The sequence below is a fragment of the Paraburkholderia sp. BCC1884 genome, from assembly GCF_900996225.1.
GTDB lineage: Bacteria > Pseudomonadota > Gammaproteobacteria > Burkholderiales > Burkholderiaceae > Paraburkholderia.
Genome location: NZ_CAAJGL010000090.1, coordinates 556,453 through 572,415 on the forward strand (window position 1 = coordinate 556,453; position 15,963 = coordinate 572,415).

Consider the following 15,963-nt stretch of genomic DNA (forward strand, 5'->3'; position numbering starts at 1 on the left):
TTCGCCCCGCTTACTTTGCTACGACGACCGGAATTCCGCGCAACTGTCCGGCGCCCTTCACCTCTTCCAGCGACTTCTTCACCGACTCACTCGTCGCCGCGTCGATCTGCAAACGCGCTGCGAGATCACGCTCGCCACGCTTCACTCCCGCCAGATTCGCCAGTTTCACGTGACCGTAACCGCGCACGCGGGCATGCAGATCGGCCAGCTTCGCAACGTCCTCCAGGTTGTTCGCGTTCAGCTTGGCGAACGCACGTTGAAGGGTGGTTTCGTAGTCACCGGCGAGATCGCGTTCCATCTTGCGTTCGAGCGTGCGGCCGAACGGATCGAGCATCGTGCCGCGCAAGCCGCGCCATTTCGCCAGCACGCCGAGCACCGGCCACATCCATTGACCGAAGGTTTTCTTGGTCGGATTCTTGCCCGCTTGCGGACGCGCGATGGTCGGCGGCGCGAGGTTGAACTTGATGCCGAAGTCCTTGCCCGCGACACCTTCGAATTGCGCTTCGAGGGCTTCACGGAAAGCCGAGTCGGTGTGCAGACGCGCGACTTCGTATTCGTCCTTCACCGCGAGCAGACGATAGAACGTCGTGGCCACGGCGCGGCTCACGCGTTCGCTGCCGGCGTCCACTGCGGATTCCGCGCGACGCGCCGCATCCACCAGCGCGCGATAACGCTTCACGTAGCTCGCGCCACCGTAAGTCTGCAGACGGCCTTCACGATGGGCGATCAGCTCATCGAGCGTATCGACCTTGACGGCCTGTTTTGCGAGATGCCGCGCTTGCCACAACGCGTCGAGCGCGGCCGGATCTTGCGCCGCGAGACGGCCGATCGAGAATGCCAGTTGATTCATCTGCACCGCGACGTTGTTCAGTTCGATCGCGCGCATCATCGCGCCGAACGAGACCGGCACGAGGCCGAGTTGCCAGGCGTAGCCGAGCATCAGAATGTTCGCGCCGATCGTGTCGCCGAGAAAACGCGTAGCGAGTGCTTGAGCGTCGCACGTCGACATGCGTTCCGCACCTGCCGCGTGACGCATCTTGTCGATCAGCGCATCGGCGTGCAGAGTGGCGTCAGGATTCGTCACGAAGCTCGCGTTCGGAATCGCATGCGTGTTCACCACGATGCGCGTGCGGCCATGACGCACCGTCTGCAACGCATCGGCGCTCGCGCCGACCACCATATCGCACGCGAGCAGCACGTCGGCTTGTTGTGTGTCGATACGCACCTGGTTGAGCCATTCGTCGCGCGCGGCGAAGCGCACGAACGACAGCACCGAGCCACCCTTTTGCGCGAAGCCCATGAAGTCGAGCACCGACGCGCTCTTGCCTTCCAGGTGCGCGGCCATGCTGATCAACGCGCCGACCGTCACGACACCCGTGCCGCCCACGCCCGTCACCAGAATGTCGAACGGTGCGGCGTCGAGATGCGTCGCGGGAATCGGCAAGGCTTCAACGCGTGCCGCCAGCGCTTGCGGATCGAACGCGGCGCCTGCGGCCTTCTTCAGCTTGCCGCCTTCCACCGTGACGAAGCTCGGGCAAAAACCGTTCACGCACGAGTAGTCTTTGTTGCACGACGATTGATCGATGCGACGCTTGCGTCCCAACGCCGTTTCGACCGGTTCTACCGAGAGGCAATTCGATTGCACGCCGCAATCGCCGCAGCCTTCGCAGACTTCCTCGTTGATGAACAGACGCTTGTCGGGATCGGGAAACTCGCCTTTTTTCCGGCGCCGGCGTTTTTCCGCCGCACAGGTCTGGTCGTAGATCAGCACGGTCACGCCGTCGGTGTCGCGCAATTCGCGTTGCACGGTGTCCATCTCGCTGCGATGGTGGAAGGTCGTGCCCTTCGGAAACAGATCGTGATGGCCGTCGTATTTCTCCGGCTCGTCGCTCACCACGACGAAGCGCGACACGCCTTCGGCTTCCACCTGACGCGCAATCTGCGGCACCGAGATGCTGCCGTCGACCGGCTGGCCGCCTGTCATGGCGACCGCGTCGTTATAGAGAATCTTGTACGTGATGGTGGCTTTCGCGGCGACCGCCTGGCGGATCGCGAGAATGCCGGAGTGGAAGTACGTGCCGTCGCCGAGATTCTGGAACACGTGGCGCGTTTTCGTGAACATCGAATGCGAAGCCCAGTCCACGCCTTCGCCGCCCATCTGGATCAGGCCAGTGGTGTCGCGCTCCATCCAGGAAGCCATGAAGTGACAGCCGATGCCCGCATGCGCGATCGATCCGTCCGGCACTTTCGTCGACGTGTTGTGCGGGCAGCCGGAGCAGAAGTAGGGCGTGCGCTTCACGCTGTCGGCGGCGTTCGAAAGAATGTGCGGCGCGACCAGATCGACCACGCGATCGCGGCGATCGAGCGCCGGCTTGTGCTTCGCAAGCCAATCCGCGAACACCGGCAAAATGCGCGACGGCCGCAGTTCGCCGAGCGCCGACAGCAGCAACGTGCCGTCCGCAGCATTCTTGCCGACCACGATCGGCCGCGTGCCTTGCGTGCGGTTGTAGAGATAGTCCTTGATCTGCTGTTCGATGACCGGGCCCTTCTCCTCGATCACCAGCACTTCAGACAAACCGGAGACGAACGCGTCGATGCGCGTCATCTCCAGCGGAAACGACAGGCCCACCTTGTAGATGCGCACACCGGCCGCTTCCAGATCGGCGACGGTGAGGTCGAGCCGGCGCAGCGTTTCCATCAAGTCCAGATGCGCCTTGCCGCACGTTACGATCCCCACGTTGGCATCGGGGCTCGGCGCGATCCATTTGTCGATGCTGTTCACCCGCGAGAAGTGACGCACGGCGTCGAGCTTCGCGTGCATGCGCGATTCGATGGTCAGGCTCGGCAGATCGGGCCAGCGGTTATGCAGGCCGCCGGTTGGCGCTTCGAAATCCTGCGGTACGGCCCAGTCGGTTTGCAGCGCGTCGAGATCGACCGTGGTGCCCGATTCGACCGTTTCGGAGATCGCCTTGTAGCCGACCCATGCGCCGGAGAAGCGCGACATCGCCCAGCCATACAGGCCGAACTCGAGCATGTCGGCGATATTCGACGGATTCACCACCGGCATATGCCAGGCCATCAGGGCGAAGTCGCTCTGATGCGGCATCGACGACGACACGCAGCCATGGTCGTCGCCTGCCACCACCAGCACGCCGCCGTGCGGCGACGAGCCGTAGGCGTTGCCGTGCTTGAGCGCGTCACCCGCGCGGTCCACGCCGGGGCCCTTGCCGTACCACATCGCGAACACGCCTTCGACGGTGCGCTCCGGGTCCGATTCGACCCGTTGCGTGCCGAGCACGGCGGTGCCACCGAGTTCTTCGTTGATCGCGGGCAAGAAGCGAATATCGCTCGCCGTGAGCAGTTTTTTTGCTTTCCACAACTGCTGATCGACCATGCCGAGCGGCGAGCCGCGATAGCCGCTGATGAAGCCGGCGGTGTTCATGCCGCGAGCCTTGTCGAGCGCGCGCTGCATCAGCGCGAGGCGCACCAGCGCTTGCGTGCCGGTCAGGAAGATCCGGCCGCGCGTGGCGGTGAGGTTGTCGGACAGCTTGTAGTCGGCGAGAGCGGGCGTGCCGTCGATGGGCAGGCGAGCGGTCATGGGTGAGTCTCCATTTTTTGCATCCGCGCGCAGTGGTGGGGACCACGAAGGTGACGTCGCGAAAGAGACTCTATTTTTTAGCGCCGATTAGAGTGATTTATTCCTACTTTGGTCCGCTGAGGGCGAATGAGCGAGAAGAGCCACCTGTTTTAATGAAGTTTTGAGGTGGATCTGCCACGCGATGGCGAGCTTCGGGTATGCCCTGGGGTCCGACACGCTCCGAACTTACGATGCCGACGCCTTCACGACGGACGCCGAGAGAGGCGCGGCGTCGAGCGGCACGACCTCGTCGAAGTGCGAATAATCGATGTAGCTCACGCCGTCCCGTTCGGTCAGGATATCGACGAAACGGTGCTGCCAGAAAATCTGCTCGCAGGTCCACATGTGACGCGCCTGCATGGTCTGCGAGGTCGACTCGTCGACGCCTTCCAGCGTGAGCCAGAGCGTCGTGTCGCGGCTCTTGAGCGTCTCCGCGTTTTCGCCGAACAGCGGGCTGCTTTCGTCGATGACATGCATCATGCTCCAGCCCAGCTTGAACACCGGGTGCTGCTCGCGCACCAGCGTCAGGTCGTAGAGCTTGCGCAGCGTGTAGCCTTCGACGGTGGTCTCCTGGCGCATGATGCGCAGCTTCGCGTGCGCTTCGGCAATCACGTTCCGACGCGCGTTGGCGGCCCGCACCACGAGGGTCATGCGGCCATCGAGCGGCCGGATGATCGCGTAGCGGGCAAACATGATCTTGGCGTGCGGCCGCGAAAAGCGCGCGAAGATCAGACCGGTCGCCAATGCGATGCTCGACATGCCGACGAAGATTTCTAGCGTGGCGATCCAGTGCGCGTAGACGGTTTGCGGATGCATGTCGCCATAGCCGACCGTCGCGAGAGTTTCGACGCTAAAGAAAAACGCGCCGCCGAAACCCGGCGGATATTGATTGGCGATCGATGCATGGCCGAGCATGTAGAGCGTGGCGAACGCGGTGTTGAGCAGCAGAAACAGCAGCGCCAACGAGACAAAGAAGGTCGGCCAGCGCAGTACTAGCGCACGGTGATAAAGGTCCAGCCAGAACGGAGTAGGCAGACCGTGCGCCACGACCACCCGATCGTCCAGACGCATTTCGCGGCTGCCGCGCGCGCGACGCTTGGCGGCGGCCGCATCGGTGTCGGCCATGCCGGGAAAACGGTCTGACGGTTCGGTTGCCATCATGGGCTCGTGGAGATGAAAACGGCGCAAGCGTAGCATGCGTGCCGCTGGCACGCGGTGTTGCAGGCGCGCGGTTTTCCAGGCTACGGAAAGGCTCTTGGCCGGGGAATGCCGGCGCCGTGTTCGATGTCGTCCACCGCTTGTCGATGGGCTGCCGCGACGGCTTCGGCTTCGTCGCCGTAACCGGTGTCGCCGCCAATCGTCGTCCATGTTTTCACCGCTTTCTCGCGATGCCGGATTTCGTATTCCGCGTCCCAGCGCGCGCCGTTGAGTTCGATGGGGCGGACGTGAATGGAGTACACGCCGTAGAGGAAGAGCTGTTCAGCCATGATCGCCTCCAGCCGGTTGATTCGGGGTGGCGCGACGCGAACGGTTTGCCGACGCGGCGCCGGTCTGCTTAAAGCTCGAGTTTGCCGAGGATGCGGTGCGCCAGCGCCTTGGCTTCTTCGAATGCTTCTTCGGGGGTCGACGAGGTAGCGTCGACCTCATGGACGGTGGTTTCCTGGTCGGCGAGGGCATCGCCTTCGTCGCGCGAGAGGGAGACCACGCCTTGCCACGTATCGAACTTGACTTCCCTGATCGATGCGGTGGCCGTGTAGATGCCTTTGGTGTAAGTGATGTCCTCCATGGCGTCGCTGCTCCTTCCGAAGGTTTTGATTTTTCATCGTAGCACGATGGTGGAGCCTGGGCGTGTAGCGTGCCTTTCGCTCCACCTTCCGCCACTGTGCGCGACGCAGGACGACCGGATTACAGCAGGGCGACGACCTCGTCGAGCGAAGGCGCGTGCGCGCCGGCGTGCCGGCAAGCGGCCGCACCGGCCGCCAATGCGAACTCCAGATGCTCCGGCCAGGCGCGCTGCGGCGCGGTCATCAGGCTGAACAGCAGACCGCCGATCGAGGCATCGCCCGCGCCCACCGTGTCGACCACTTCGACGCGCGGCGGCCGGCCTTCGACCACCATCGCGCCGTCGATCAGCACCGCGGTTTCCGGGCCGCGTGTCACCAGCACGGTGGCGGCCGGATTCATCGCGCGTAATTGTGCGAGTGCGCTGGCTTCGTCGTTGGTCTTGAAGATCAGACGCAGATCTTCGTCGGACACCTTGATCAGATCGGCGAGCGCGGCCATCTTGCGGAGCGTGGGCTCGTAGCCGTGCTCCATCAGATTGCGGTAGTTCGGATCGAAACTGATCTTCACGCCTTGCGAACGCAATTCGGCCGCGAGCGCGGCGAGCGTGTCGCCGAGCGGTTTGCGCACGAGGCTGATGCAACCGAAGTGCGCCCACTTCACCTGAGCGGTCCAGCCGGCCGGCAGGTGGGCTGGATCGAAGGCGAGATCGGCGCCGTTTTCACCCATGAAGAAGTACGCGGGCGGATGCGTATGATGCACGATCGCCAGCAGCGGCGGACGCTCCACGCGCTGCATGAAGCGCATGTCGAGCCCGGCGGCGACGCTCGCGTTCCAGATCTCGTCGGAGAAGTTGTCGACGCCCAGCGAGCCCGCGCAGGCGGTCGGCAAACCGAGCCGCGCCACGCAGCGCGCGACGTTCCAGCCGGCGCCGCCCGGCCGGGAGAGCCACTGCGAGGCGCCGGTGCGCACGAGATCGGTGAGGATGTCGCCAGCGGAAACGAAGACGGGGAATTCGCTGTTCGCGTTCGGGGTGGTCATTGTGCTTGCTCCGCGGATTCGGGCGCGGCGGCCGCGCCGTCGGGCAGTGCGTGCGCGAGGACTTCGTAGCACGCGCCCATCGTGTGATAGTCGGTCTTGCCGGCCGGACTTTTTTCGTCGCTGTACTTGCGGTTGTCGCAGGTGAGGATGCGATACCACGCGCCGTATTTATGATCGACGAAGTGCGTCCAGCTGTAACGCCAGATCTCCTCGTACCAGTCCCAGAAGCGTTCGTTGCCGGTGCGCTTGCCGAGCAGCGCGGCGGTCGCGAAGGTTTCGGCCTGGACCCAGAAATACTTGTCGTGGTCGCAGACGGTGCCGTCCGGGCCGAAGCCGTAGTAGAGGCCGCCGTGGTCTTCATCCCAGGCGTGCGTCATGGCGGCGTCGAACAGTTCGATCGCGCGCGGCAGCAGCCACGGCAGCGGACGGAAACGTTCGAGGATCAGCAGCAGCTTGGCCCATTCGGTTTGATGGCCAGGCTGGAAGCCCCACGGGCGGAAGATGTTCGAACTGTCTTCCTCGTTGTAGTGCCAATCCACCGACCAGTCCGCGTGAAAGTGTTCCCACACCAGACCTTGCGAAAGCTTCGCCTGACGCAGCGTGATGTTGGACGCCACCCGTTCCGCTCGATCCAGATAGACGAGATGGCCGGTCGCTTCATGTGCGGCCAGCAACGCTTCGGTGGTGTGCATGTTCGCGTTCTGCCCGCGATACGAACTGACGCGCCATTCGGGCGACGCTTCGTCGGCGTAGAGACCGGCGGCGGCGTCCCAGAAGCGATGTTCCATCAGCTCGAAGGTCGCGGCGATCATCGGCTTCGCTTCTTCGATGCCGGCCATTGCAGCATGCGAATACGCGAGCAGAACGAAGGCGAGGCCATAGCAGTGACGCGTCGCGTCGAGCGTGCGCTTGTGGCCGTCGCGCCATTCGAGTTCCCAGTCGTAGCCTTCGTGTTGCGCGTCCCAATGCGCTTCGCGCAGAAAGCGCAGACCGTGGCGCGCGTACTCGAGATGCTGCGGGTCGCCGAACTGGCGATACGCCATCGCGTAGTTAAAGACGTAGCGACAACTGCTCACCAGATGCCGCGTGGTCTTGTCGTAGATCGAACCGTCGTCGCGGAAGAAATGGAAAAAGCCGCCGCTCGGATCGAACACGTTCGGCGCGTAAAAGCGCAGCGTGTCCTGCACATGCGAGAGCAGGACGTCACGATCGCGAAAGCTGGCGACGGACGGCACCGGAGTAGGGTTGTTAGCGGGATGAAGCGAGTCGGATTGCGTCATGGCGTTTTCACCAAAGTACTGGCACGGGCGATGAGATGAACCGGCAGGCGGACCTCCGGTTCGGCGGGTGCGTCTTCTAGCAGGAGTTCGACGCCGCGCCGGCCCAGCGCTTCCTTGTCGACCGAAATGGTCGACAGCGGCGGCGTGGCATGCGCGGCGGCGGGAATATCGTCGAAGCCGATGATGGCAAGGTCGTCAGGCACGCGCAAACCGCGTGCGAGGCAGGCGCGCAGCGCGGCGAGCGCGGCGGCGTCGTTATAGGCGAACACCGCGTCGGGGCGCGGACCGGGCGCATCGAGCAGTTGATGCATGGCGCGCGCGGCGCCGCTGTCGGGGTCGAGGCCGGCGTCGATCGTGACTTCCAGCGACGGGTCGAACAACAGCCCCGCTTCGAAGAACGCGCGCCGGTAGCCGAGCGCGCGCTGCGCGATGCTGAAGTGCGCGAGCGAGCCGCCGATGAAGGCGATGCGTTTGCGCCCCTGCTCGAACAGATGTTGCATGGCGAGCATGGCGCCTGCGGCGTTGTCGAGATTCACCGAGCGCAGGCCGGGCGCCCACAGATCGATCAGCACGAGCGGACGCTGCATGGCGACCAGTGTGGTGAGCGTTTCAGGCTCGACGAAACCGGCAATCGCCACGGCGTCCGGCGCGTGCAGGCGCATCTGCTGGATCACGTCTTCCGTGGGACCGGCGGTCAGCACCGAAGGCACGATGCCGCGTTCGCGGCAGGCGTCTTCCACACCGTGCAGCACGTGCGAGAAGAACGGACTGACCGCGAAGTTATTGTGCTGACGATGCAGCAGGAAAGTGAGCCGGCGAATGCGCGGCCGCAATTGGGCGGCGTCATAACCGAGCTGCCGCGCCGCTTCGACGACCCGCACGCGGGTGGCCTCCGAGAGGCCGGGCTGGTTTTTCAATGCGCGTGAAACGGTGCCGATCGACACGCTGGCCGCGCGGGCGACGTCGCGGATGGTTGTGGCCATCGATTCAGGCGGCCGCATGTGGGCCGCCGCAACTGTTGGAGTTCGGCGATTGTATAGTAAAACGCGTTCAACCCAGCCAGAAAAGCAAGCGAACCAGACCCGGAGATACCCGTATCTGTTGAGGTTGGCTCGAAATATGTTGTTTAGTAAAATGGACTAAACATCTTCTCGAACGGGCATTTCCCCGTGCCGTTTCAGTTCACGAGGGCGTGGCTGGCTTCGGTTTGGCCTCTCAGCAGCGCCACGCTTTCCTCCGCGTCGATCAACACGAAACCGCTGGTTTCCTGCTTCGCGCGCCGCTTGGCCACGGCCGCGACCGAGGCGATTTCCTCGCTGTTATAGAGCGTCGGGCCGCCGGCCGACTCGACCCGCACGCATCCGATCGCCATCGTCACGAAACCGAAGAAGGTCGGATTGCCGCGCCGGTCCTCACCGTGGATGCCGCCGGCCAGACGGTCGGCGGGCGCATAGAAACGTTGCGCGCCTTCATTGAATGCATGGATCGCGCGCAATACGCGTTCACGCCAGTCGTCGCTCTGGAACAGGATCAGGAAGTCGTCGCCGCCCACGTGGCCGAGGAAGTCGCGCGTCGGGTCGCACACGTCCGCGAGCACGGCGGCGGCGAATTTCAGCACCTCGTCGCCTTGCCAATAGCCGTACTGATCGTTGAACGGCTTGAAGTGGTTGAGGTCGACGTAGCACGCGTAAAAGCCCGCATCGTTGCCAAGCAGACGGGCAATGTGCGAACTGATCGGGATGTTGCCCGGCAGGAAGGTGAGCGGGTTGGCGTAACGGGCGGCTTCGATGCGCACCTCGGTCACGGCGCGCACCAGATTCTCGCCGGTGCCGAGACCGGCGTACTTGCCGTCGTCGGTGATGACGAAGCCGTCGGCGAGGTAACGCTGGTCGTCGCTCGCGAGCAGCTTGGCCATCTGCTCGACCGTCATCGATTTCTCGATGATCACCGGCGAGGCGTTTGCGAATTGCAGGCAAGGGCGCTTGCCGAACAGCTCCCGGTGATAGGGCAGCGCGTAGCGGTCCATGAAGCTGCGGCGGTTGATCAACGCCACCGGCTCGTCATGTTCGACGACCGCCACCGCGTGCAGGTCCGGCAGGCGGTTGAACAGTTCGAGCACGTCGTTGTTGGTTGCGCGGCGCGGCAGCGCGGGCGCGTGCACCAGCATCTTGGCCGACGCCATGCCGCCCGAAGGCGAAGCGCTGCTCACGGTGCGCGTCGCCTCCGGAAACACGGCGATGTGGCCGGCGCGCAGGGCGTCGCGGGCGTCGTCGGTCACTTTGCGGGCCGGTTGCGCATGCGGGCGGCCGAAGAAATAGCCTTGTCCGCAGCCGATCCCCATGTCGCGTACCACGATCAGATCCGCTTCGTTTTCGATGCCCTCGGCCACGAGCTTCGCGCCGCTCGCGCTGGCGAAATGCTGCATGGCGCGCACGGCTTCGAACTTCAATGGATCGCTGGCAATGTCGTGGATGAAGAAGCGGTCGATCTTCACGACGTCCGGTTGCAGGCGCACCCACAGATTCATGCTGGCGTTCGCGGTGCCGTAGTCGTCGAGCGCGAATTGCGCGCCGGCTGCGCGGATCGCGTCGATCACGCGCGCGAAGCTGCCGACGTCGGGAATCGAGCTTTGCTCGGTCAACTCGATCACGATGCGCTGCGGATCGAGGCCGCGATGGCGCAGCAACGCGAGCGTGTCCTCGGGCGCTTGCGCCAGCTGGCGGATCGCACCTGCGCTGAAGTTGAGGAACAGCTTGCAATCGAAATCGAGTTTGGCGAACGCTTCGATGCAGGTGCGCGCGGCGGCGCGTTCGAGTTCGATCGCGCAGCCCTGGTCGAGTGCCTGCGAAAAAAGTGCGAACGGCGTCTCCAGCGACGTGCCGGCCGGCCCGCGGATCAGGCCTTCGTAGCCGAGAATCGCGCCGTCCTCGAAATCGATGATCGGTTGAAATACGGCGGACAGATCACGCCGGGCGATCAATTCCTCGATGCGCGGCGCGGCGGATCGGGAGGGCGAGCGAAGTTGCATGGCAGGTAGGCGTAGCGATCGACCTCCGGCTTATCGGCTTGGGCTGGGCGGAATTAAGTGAACTTTTAGTGAAACGTTGCACCGGGGTGGTGCGTAAGCGGGCCGCATGCTGGTCGGGGTTACCAGGCATTAGGACTTCGCCTATGCCATCAGGCTGAGGCGACAGCGGCGGCGTTTGAGCGTGAAATAACAAAAAGCCGCACGAGGCGGCTTTTTGAAAATGACGCTCAGGGAGGGCGCTTATGAATGTCCTGTTTGCATTGCGCGCGTATCTAGCGCCGCGCCACGGCGGCGGCGCTCCGCTCGCGCGCAGCGGCGTGAGTCTCACCGCTGGTGTCGCGCGCGCCCCAGCGCTGCGCGAGCGCGGCGCACACCATCAACTGGATCTGGTGGAACAGCATCAACGGCAACACGACGGCGCCCACGGCATGCGAGGCGAAGATGACCTTGGCCATCGGCACGCCGGCGGCGAGGCTCTTCTTCGAGCCGCAGAAGATGATCGTGATCTGATCGGCCCGGTTAAAGCCGAGTCGCTTGCTGACGAAAATCGTCACCGCCAGCGCGAGGGCCAGCAGCACGGCGCTCACCACCACGAGGCCGCCGAGCGCGGAGAGCGGGATCTGATGCCAAAGGCCTTCGTTCACGGCCTCGCTGAACGCGCCGTACACCACGAGCAGGATCGATCCCTGGTCGACGAACTTGAGCACACCGCGATTGCGCTCGATCCACTTGCCGATCAGCGGACGCAGCAGTTGCCCCGCCACGAACGGCACCAGCAGTTGCAGCACGATGTTGCCCACCGTATGCCACGGCGAAGCGCCGCCGGCGGCAGCCTGATTGGCGACGACGACGCTGACGAGGGCGGGGGTGATGAAGATGCCGAGCAGGCTCGAGGCCGACGCACTGCATACGGCAGCCGGTACATTGCCTTTGGCGATCGACGTAAACGCGATCGAAGATTGAACCGTCGAGGGGAGCGTGCAGAGGAAGAGGACCCCCGCGTAGAGCGCCGGCGTGACAAGTGGCGAAAGGAGCGGTTTCAGCGCGAGGCCGAGCAGCGGAAACAGCGCGAACGTGCTGAGCAGCACTACCAGATGAAGGCGCCAGTGCGTCGCGCCCGCCACGATCGCTTCGCGTGAGAGCTTGGCGCCGTGCAGGAAAAACAGCAGGCCGACCGCCACGTTCGTCAGCCAGTTGAACCCAACGGCGGCCTGCCCGTGAACCGGGACGAAGCTGGCAAAAATCACGGTGCCCACGAGGCACAAGGTGAAATTGTCGGGAAGCAGTTTCGGGCGAGCCATGTCGAAATCTCGATTCGGTGATGCGGAAGAGCGCGCAAGACGCGCTTGTGAAAGCGTCGTCCGGGCTATGGGAAACACTATTGTTGTTGAAAATCGATTGAAAAAGCAAATTCATTTGCCGAATCGATTAATGAGGATCGCGCATCAACATGCGCGGCCGCTCGAATTCGAGCATGGCGGTTCGCCAGTTATTCCAGTATTGGCGACCTGCCACGTTTGGTCCATGTCGAATTAACCAATCGGGCAGCAAACCGGCTCGCGATTCATCAGACGCAATCTCTTCTGTCCTGTCTCCAAAACGCCCGTCCAGTAAGCTTTTTAAAGGCATCCACGCAAGTGCTGTGTCGCAGAAAAACGTCGCAGTAACAAGGTGTTACATCAACGGGCGAGGCCTAACACTTTTTGGCTCGACACCCTCTGCCGTCACCCATAAATTACGGTTCAAAGGCCGTAGGGATGCTTCGCGTTGCGTGAATTTGTCGTAGCGCCCGGGGCATTCCCAAAACAGATTCATCGCAGCTCGAACGGTGAATTTCAGGCAGGTCTTCGGGCATGAGAGTCGCAGGTGGACGGGTTGTCGAGAACGAAGCATTGGGCGTTGGGCGCGGTTATCGCTGCGCTGTGTTCGTTCGCCTATGCAAAAGCGCCAGGCGTACCGCACGGCGGCGGTTACTCGCGCGGTTCCGGGGAGCACGCCATGCGCGGCGAGATGCATGGCGGCGCACGTGGCTACGGTGCCCCTGCGGCACGACCTGTCCGCAACGACATGGCTGAGCGTAGCGCGCGCCCACCGCGCGGCGGCGCAAACTTCGCCAACGGCAATTACGCTAACGGCCTCGGGATTTACAACCCTGGCATGCATCGCGTCGCGGGTCCTGCCGGCTACGGCGGCGATGGCCGTGGCGGCATGCAATACGCCGGGGCCATTACGCCCGTCAGCGCGGAATCGCGCTCGGTGCCGCGGCCGCCGCCCAGCGCACCGGTTCGAACCGGTTCGATTCGCGCCGATGTCGCCCGCTACAACGAAGAACGTGGTTCCGGGCGCGCGATGCAGCGGCAAGTCGACGATCCTCGGCAGCCTGAAGGTAATCCATATCGTAATTAGGCCGGCCGGGCACATCGCTGTGCTCGCTCGAGCCGATGGCAGGTCTTCGTTCGTTCCGCCTGCAAGCGTCTTCCCGCTGCACTCCTCGTAGTCTCCCGTTGAATTTTCTGTCTCTTCCGCTGCCTTGTCTGGCTCACGCTTCTGCGCGCGCCAAAAACACCCGCATCATTGTGACGTTTAGACGCCACACTTTTTTGAAATCTCTCGGCATCAACCCCCCTCTCGTCGTCAAATTTGATCGGTTCTGCGGCGGTGCGTCATCGGCATGTCATTTGAAGCGTGATCAGGCCGTCGGCCGCATGGTCAGTAACGCTTTGCGCGGTGCCGCATGATCTGCGGCGCCACGGCGAGCCGGCCTGAGGCCGGTGCTTTAACAGGCCGATAAGCGACAAAACTAATCAGACCGATATACCCGCAATAACCAGCGATATTTTTGTTCATAAAAATGGTCCGCAAAGATGGTCCCGCCCAGATTGGCTCGATGATCGAACGGACGACAACAAATGGTTCGCGCGAGCTCCCCCTTTCGCACAGCCACACCCCTTTTTGACAAAGACAGGAGAACCCATGAAAACAAGCATCAGCAGTGCGCTGAAGACCACCCTCAAGGCAACCGCGTGTGCCGCTCTGCTGGCCAGTGCATCGTCTGCTTTTGCGCAATCGAGCGTGCAACTCTACGGTCAGGTCGACGAATGGGTCGGCGCGCAGAAATTCCCGGGCGGCAAGACGGCTGTGCAGGTGTCCGGCGGCGGTATGTCGACGTCGTACTGGGGCTTGAAGGGGGCTGAGGATCTGGGTAACGGCTACAAGGCGATCTTCGCGTTGGAAGGCTTTTTCCTCGCGCAGAACGGCCAGTACGGCCGCTTCACCGGCGACACGATGTTCTCGCGTAACGCCTACGTCGGTGTCGAATCGCCTTACGGTACGATCACGGCCGGCCGTCTGACCACGCCGCTGTTCGTGTCGACGATTCTGTTCAACCCGTTCGTCGACTCGTACGAGTTCTCGCCGATGGTGTGGCACACGTACCTGGGTCTCGGCACCTTCCCGACCTACACCACCGACCAGGGCGTGACGGGTGACTCGGGCTGGAGCAACGCCGTGTCGTATGCCTCGCCGAACTTCAACGGCTTGAGCGCAACGGCCATGTACGCGCTGGGCAACACGACGGAAAACGGTGCGAAGAAGTGGAGCGGCCAGGTGCTGTACTTCCACGGCCCGTTCGCTGCGACCGCGGTGTATCAGTACGTGAACTTCAACAACGTGCCGAGCGACCTGGGCAGCTTCGGCGCGTCGGGCGTGCCGGGTCTGAAGAGCCAGAGCGTTGCGCAAGCGGGCGTTTCGTACGACCTGAAGTTCGTGAAATTCTTCGGCCAGTACATGTACACGTACAACGACGAGCAGATCACCAGCTGGCACGTGAACACGGCACAAGGCGGCGCATCGGTGCCGGTCGGCCCGGGCACGGTGATGGCGTCGTATGCTTACTCGCGCGACGGCGGCGGTCTCGACCAGACCCGTCAGACGGCGTCGATCGGCTACGACTATCCGCTGTCCAAGCGCACGGACGTCTATGCGGCGTACATGTACGACAAGATTTCCAGCATGTCGAGCGGCAACACCTACGGCGTCGGCTTGCGCGCGAAGTTCTAAGCGCGCCGGTTTCAGCACCGTCTGGCAAAGCCCGCCTTCTTCGGAAGGCGGGCTTTGCCGCTTCTGGACCCAACGCCGACCAGTTTGCTGACCAGTTTTTGATAAACCCGGCAAAATGGCGCCGATTGATTCCTGAAGCGAGCGATTGAGATGGATACCCTCGTCAGTATGAAAGTGTTCCGCCACGTGGTCGAAGTGGGGAGCTTCGTCGGCGCGGCCGAACGGATGGAAATGTCAGCGGCCATGGCGAGCAAGCACGTCATGCACCTGGAACAGCAACTCGGCGCGCGCCTGCTGAACCGCACCACGCGGCGCGTGGCACCGACCGAAGCGGGGCGCGAATACTATGAGCGCCTGAGTCAGGTGCTCACCGAACTGGAGGAAGCCGAGCAGGTGGTCGGTGCGGCGAGCGTCGTGCCGCAAGGGCGCTTGCGGGTGTCGTCGCTGTCGGCGTTCGGCTTGAGCCATGTGATGAGCGCGATCGCGGACTACGCTGCGCAATACCCGCAAGTCACGGTCGACATCACCTTGTCCGACCGCGTGGTCGAACTGATCGACGAGGGTTTCGATGTCGCGATCCGGGCCTCGCCGAGCGGTTTGAAGTCGTCTTCGCTCATCGCGCGGCAGATTGCGACCGCGCACCTGGTGCTGTGCGCGTCGCCCGCTTATCTGCGGCGGCACGGTACGCCGAAGACCATCGCCGATCTGGCGCGTCACAACTATCTGCAATACGCAGGTGTGTCGCCGCTCGATATCGCCACCGTGCCCGGCGAGGCCGCGCCGCGTGTGCGTCTGTCGGGCAATCTGATCGTCAACCATCTGGAAGCGCAGCGGGTCATCGTGCTCCAGGGCGCGGGCATCGCGATGCTCGGCACCGAGGTGATCGGCGACGATCTGGCCGCGGGCCGTCTCGTGCCGCTGCTGGTCGACGAGATGCCGCCGCGCGAGTTGCCGATCCACGTGGTCTATGCGAGCCGCCGGCATCTGTCGGCGAAGGTGCGCTCGTTCGTGGACTTTCTCGCCGAGCGGTTCGCGAACGAGTCGCTGTGGCCATCGCTTGAACAGATCAAGGCGCTGGCCGTGCATTGAGGCGCTGCCTGCGGCTCAGCGCAAAGCGAGCCGCAGCTTCAGCCGAT

12 protein-coding genes are annotated in these 15,963 nt (G+C 63.4%); 3 read left to right on the forward strand and 9 right to left on the reverse strand.

Annotated elements, in window-relative coordinates; translation table 11 throughout:
* Positions 1–10: 10 nt before the first annotated feature.
* The 9 genes from FQ705_RS21350 to FQ705_RS21390 form a co-directional block, all read right to left on the reverse strand.
* Positions 11–3,598 (reverse strand): indolepyruvate ferredoxin oxidoreductase family protein, encoded by a 3,588-nt coding sequence (locus FQ705_RS21350; RefSeq protein WP_144144026.1) that lies wholly within the window; start codon positions 3,596–3,598, stop codon positions 11–13.
* Positions 3,599–3,823: 225 nt separating this feature from the next.
* The gene (locus FQ705_RS21355) at positions 3,824–4,795 is read right to left on the reverse strand and encodes an ion channel (RefSeq protein WP_144144373.1); all 972 of its coding nucleotides are present in this window, start codon (positions 4,793–4,795) and stop codon (positions 3,824–3,826) included.
* Positions 4,796–4,878: 83 nt separating this feature from the next.
* Positions 4,879–5,124, reverse strand: a complete 246-nt coding sequence (locus FQ705_RS21360) for a hypothetical protein (RefSeq protein WP_144144027.1) — start codon at positions 5,122–5,124, stop codon at positions 4,879–4,881.
* Between the two features lie 68 nt (positions 5,125–5,192).
* Positions 5,193–5,423, reverse strand: coding sequence for a hypothetical protein (locus FQ705_RS21365; RefSeq protein ID WP_144144028.1), 231 nt, complete (start codon positions 5,421–5,423; stop codon positions 5,193–5,195).
* Between the two features lie 119 nt (positions 5,424–5,542).
* Complete coding sequence (locus FQ705_RS21370; protein ID WP_144144029.1) at positions 5,543–6,460, reverse strand: carbohydrate kinase family protein; 918 nt, start codon at positions 6,458–6,460, stop codon at positions 5,543–5,545.
* Positions 6,457–7,740, reverse strand: coding sequence for an AGE family epimerase/isomerase (locus tag FQ705_RS21375; RefSeq protein ID WP_144144030.1), 1,284 nt, complete (start codon positions 7,738–7,740; stop codon positions 6,457–6,459). Before FQ705_RS21375 ends, FQ705_RS21370 begins: the two co-directional genes overlap by 4 nt.
* Positions 7,737–8,723: a LacI family DNA-binding transcriptional regulator gene (locus FQ705_RS21380; protein WP_144144031.1), complete on the reverse strand. Its 987-nt coding sequence runs from the start codon at positions 8,721–8,723 to the stop codon at positions 7,737–7,739. Before FQ705_RS21380 ends, FQ705_RS21375 begins: the two co-directional genes overlap by 4 nt.
* Positions 8,724–8,917: 194 nt before the next feature.
* On the reverse strand, positions 8,918–10,768 hold the full coding sequence (locus FQ705_RS21385) for an EAL domain-containing protein (RefSeq protein ID WP_144144032.1): 1,851 nt from the start codon (positions 10,766–10,768) through the stop codon (positions 8,918–8,920).
* A gap of 272 nt (positions 10,769–11,040) precedes the next feature.
* Positions 11,041–12,069: a bile acid:sodium symporter family protein gene (locus tag FQ705_RS21390; protein WP_144144033.1), complete on the reverse strand. Its 1,029-nt coding sequence runs from the start codon at positions 12,067–12,069 to the stop codon at positions 11,041–11,043.
* A 565-nt stretch (positions 12,070–12,634) separates the two neighbouring features.
* Between FQ705_RS21390 and FQ705_RS21395 the strand changes: the two genes are divergently transcribed.
* From FQ705_RS21395 to FQ705_RS21405, 3 genes are all read left to right on the forward strand, one after another.
* A complete protein-coding gene (locus FQ705_RS21395; protein WP_144144034.1) occupies positions 12,635–13,174 on the forward strand; it encodes a hypothetical protein in 540 nt (179 codons plus the stop codon).
* A gap of 567 nt (positions 13,175–13,741) precedes the next feature.
* Entirely contained in the window at positions 13,742–14,827 is a 1,086-nt protein-coding gene (locus FQ705_RS21400; protein ID WP_144144035.1) for a porin, read from the forward strand.
* A gap of 150 nt (positions 14,828–14,977) precedes the next feature.
* Positions 14,978–15,916 carry a LysR family transcriptional regulator gene (locus tag FQ705_RS21405; protein ID WP_144144036.1) on the forward strand — a complete coding sequence of 313 codons (939 nt, stop codon included), beginning with the start codon at positions 14,978–14,980 and terminating at the stop codon, positions 15,914–15,916.
* Positions 15,917–15,963 lie beyond the last annotated feature (47 nt).

Bases quoted from the DNA above. Each gene is read 5' to 3' on its own strand.
- FQ705_RS21385 (WP_144144032.1), bottom strand. From the start codon at position 10,768: ATGCAACTTCGCTCGCCCTCCCGATCCGCCGCGCCGCGCATCGAGGAA.
- FQ705_RS21350 (WP_144144026.1), bottom strand. From the start codon at position 3,598: ATGACCGCTCGCCTGCCCATCGACGGCACGCCCGCTCTCGCCGACTAC.
- FQ705_RS21365 (WP_144144028.1), bottom strand. From the start codon at position 5,423: ATGGAGGACATCACTTACACCAAAGGCATCTACACGGCCACCGCATCG.
- FQ705_RS21405 (WP_144144036.1), top strand. From the start codon at position 14,978: ATGGATACCCTCGTCAGTATGAAAGTGTTCCGCCACGTGGTCGAAGTG.
- FQ705_RS21380 (WP_144144031.1), bottom strand. From the start codon at position 8,723: ATGGCCACAACCATCCGCGACGTCGCCCGCGCGGCCAGCGTGTCGATC.
- FQ705_RS21355 (WP_144144373.1), bottom strand. From the start codon at position 4,795: ATGGCAACCGAACCGTCAGACCGTTTTCCCGGCATGGCCGACACCGAT.
- FQ705_RS21360 (WP_144144027.1), bottom strand. From the start codon at position 5,124: ATGGCTGAACAGCTCTTCCTCTACGGCGTGTACTCCATTCACGTCCGC.
- FQ705_RS21400 (WP_144144035.1), top strand. From the start codon at position 13,742: ATGAAAACAAGCATCAGCAGTGCGCTGAAGACCACCCTCAAGGCAACC.
- FQ705_RS21370 (WP_144144029.1), bottom strand. From the start codon at position 6,460: ATGACCACCCCGAACGCGAACAGCGAATTCCCCGTCTTCGTTTCCGCT.
- FQ705_RS21390 (WP_144144033.1), bottom strand. From the start codon at position 12,069: ATGGCTCGCCCGAAACTGCTTCCCGACAATTTCACCTTGTGCCTCGTG.
- FQ705_RS21375 (WP_144144030.1), bottom strand. From the start codon at position 7,740: ATGACGCAATCCGACTCGCTTCATCCCGCTAACAACCCTACTCCGGTG.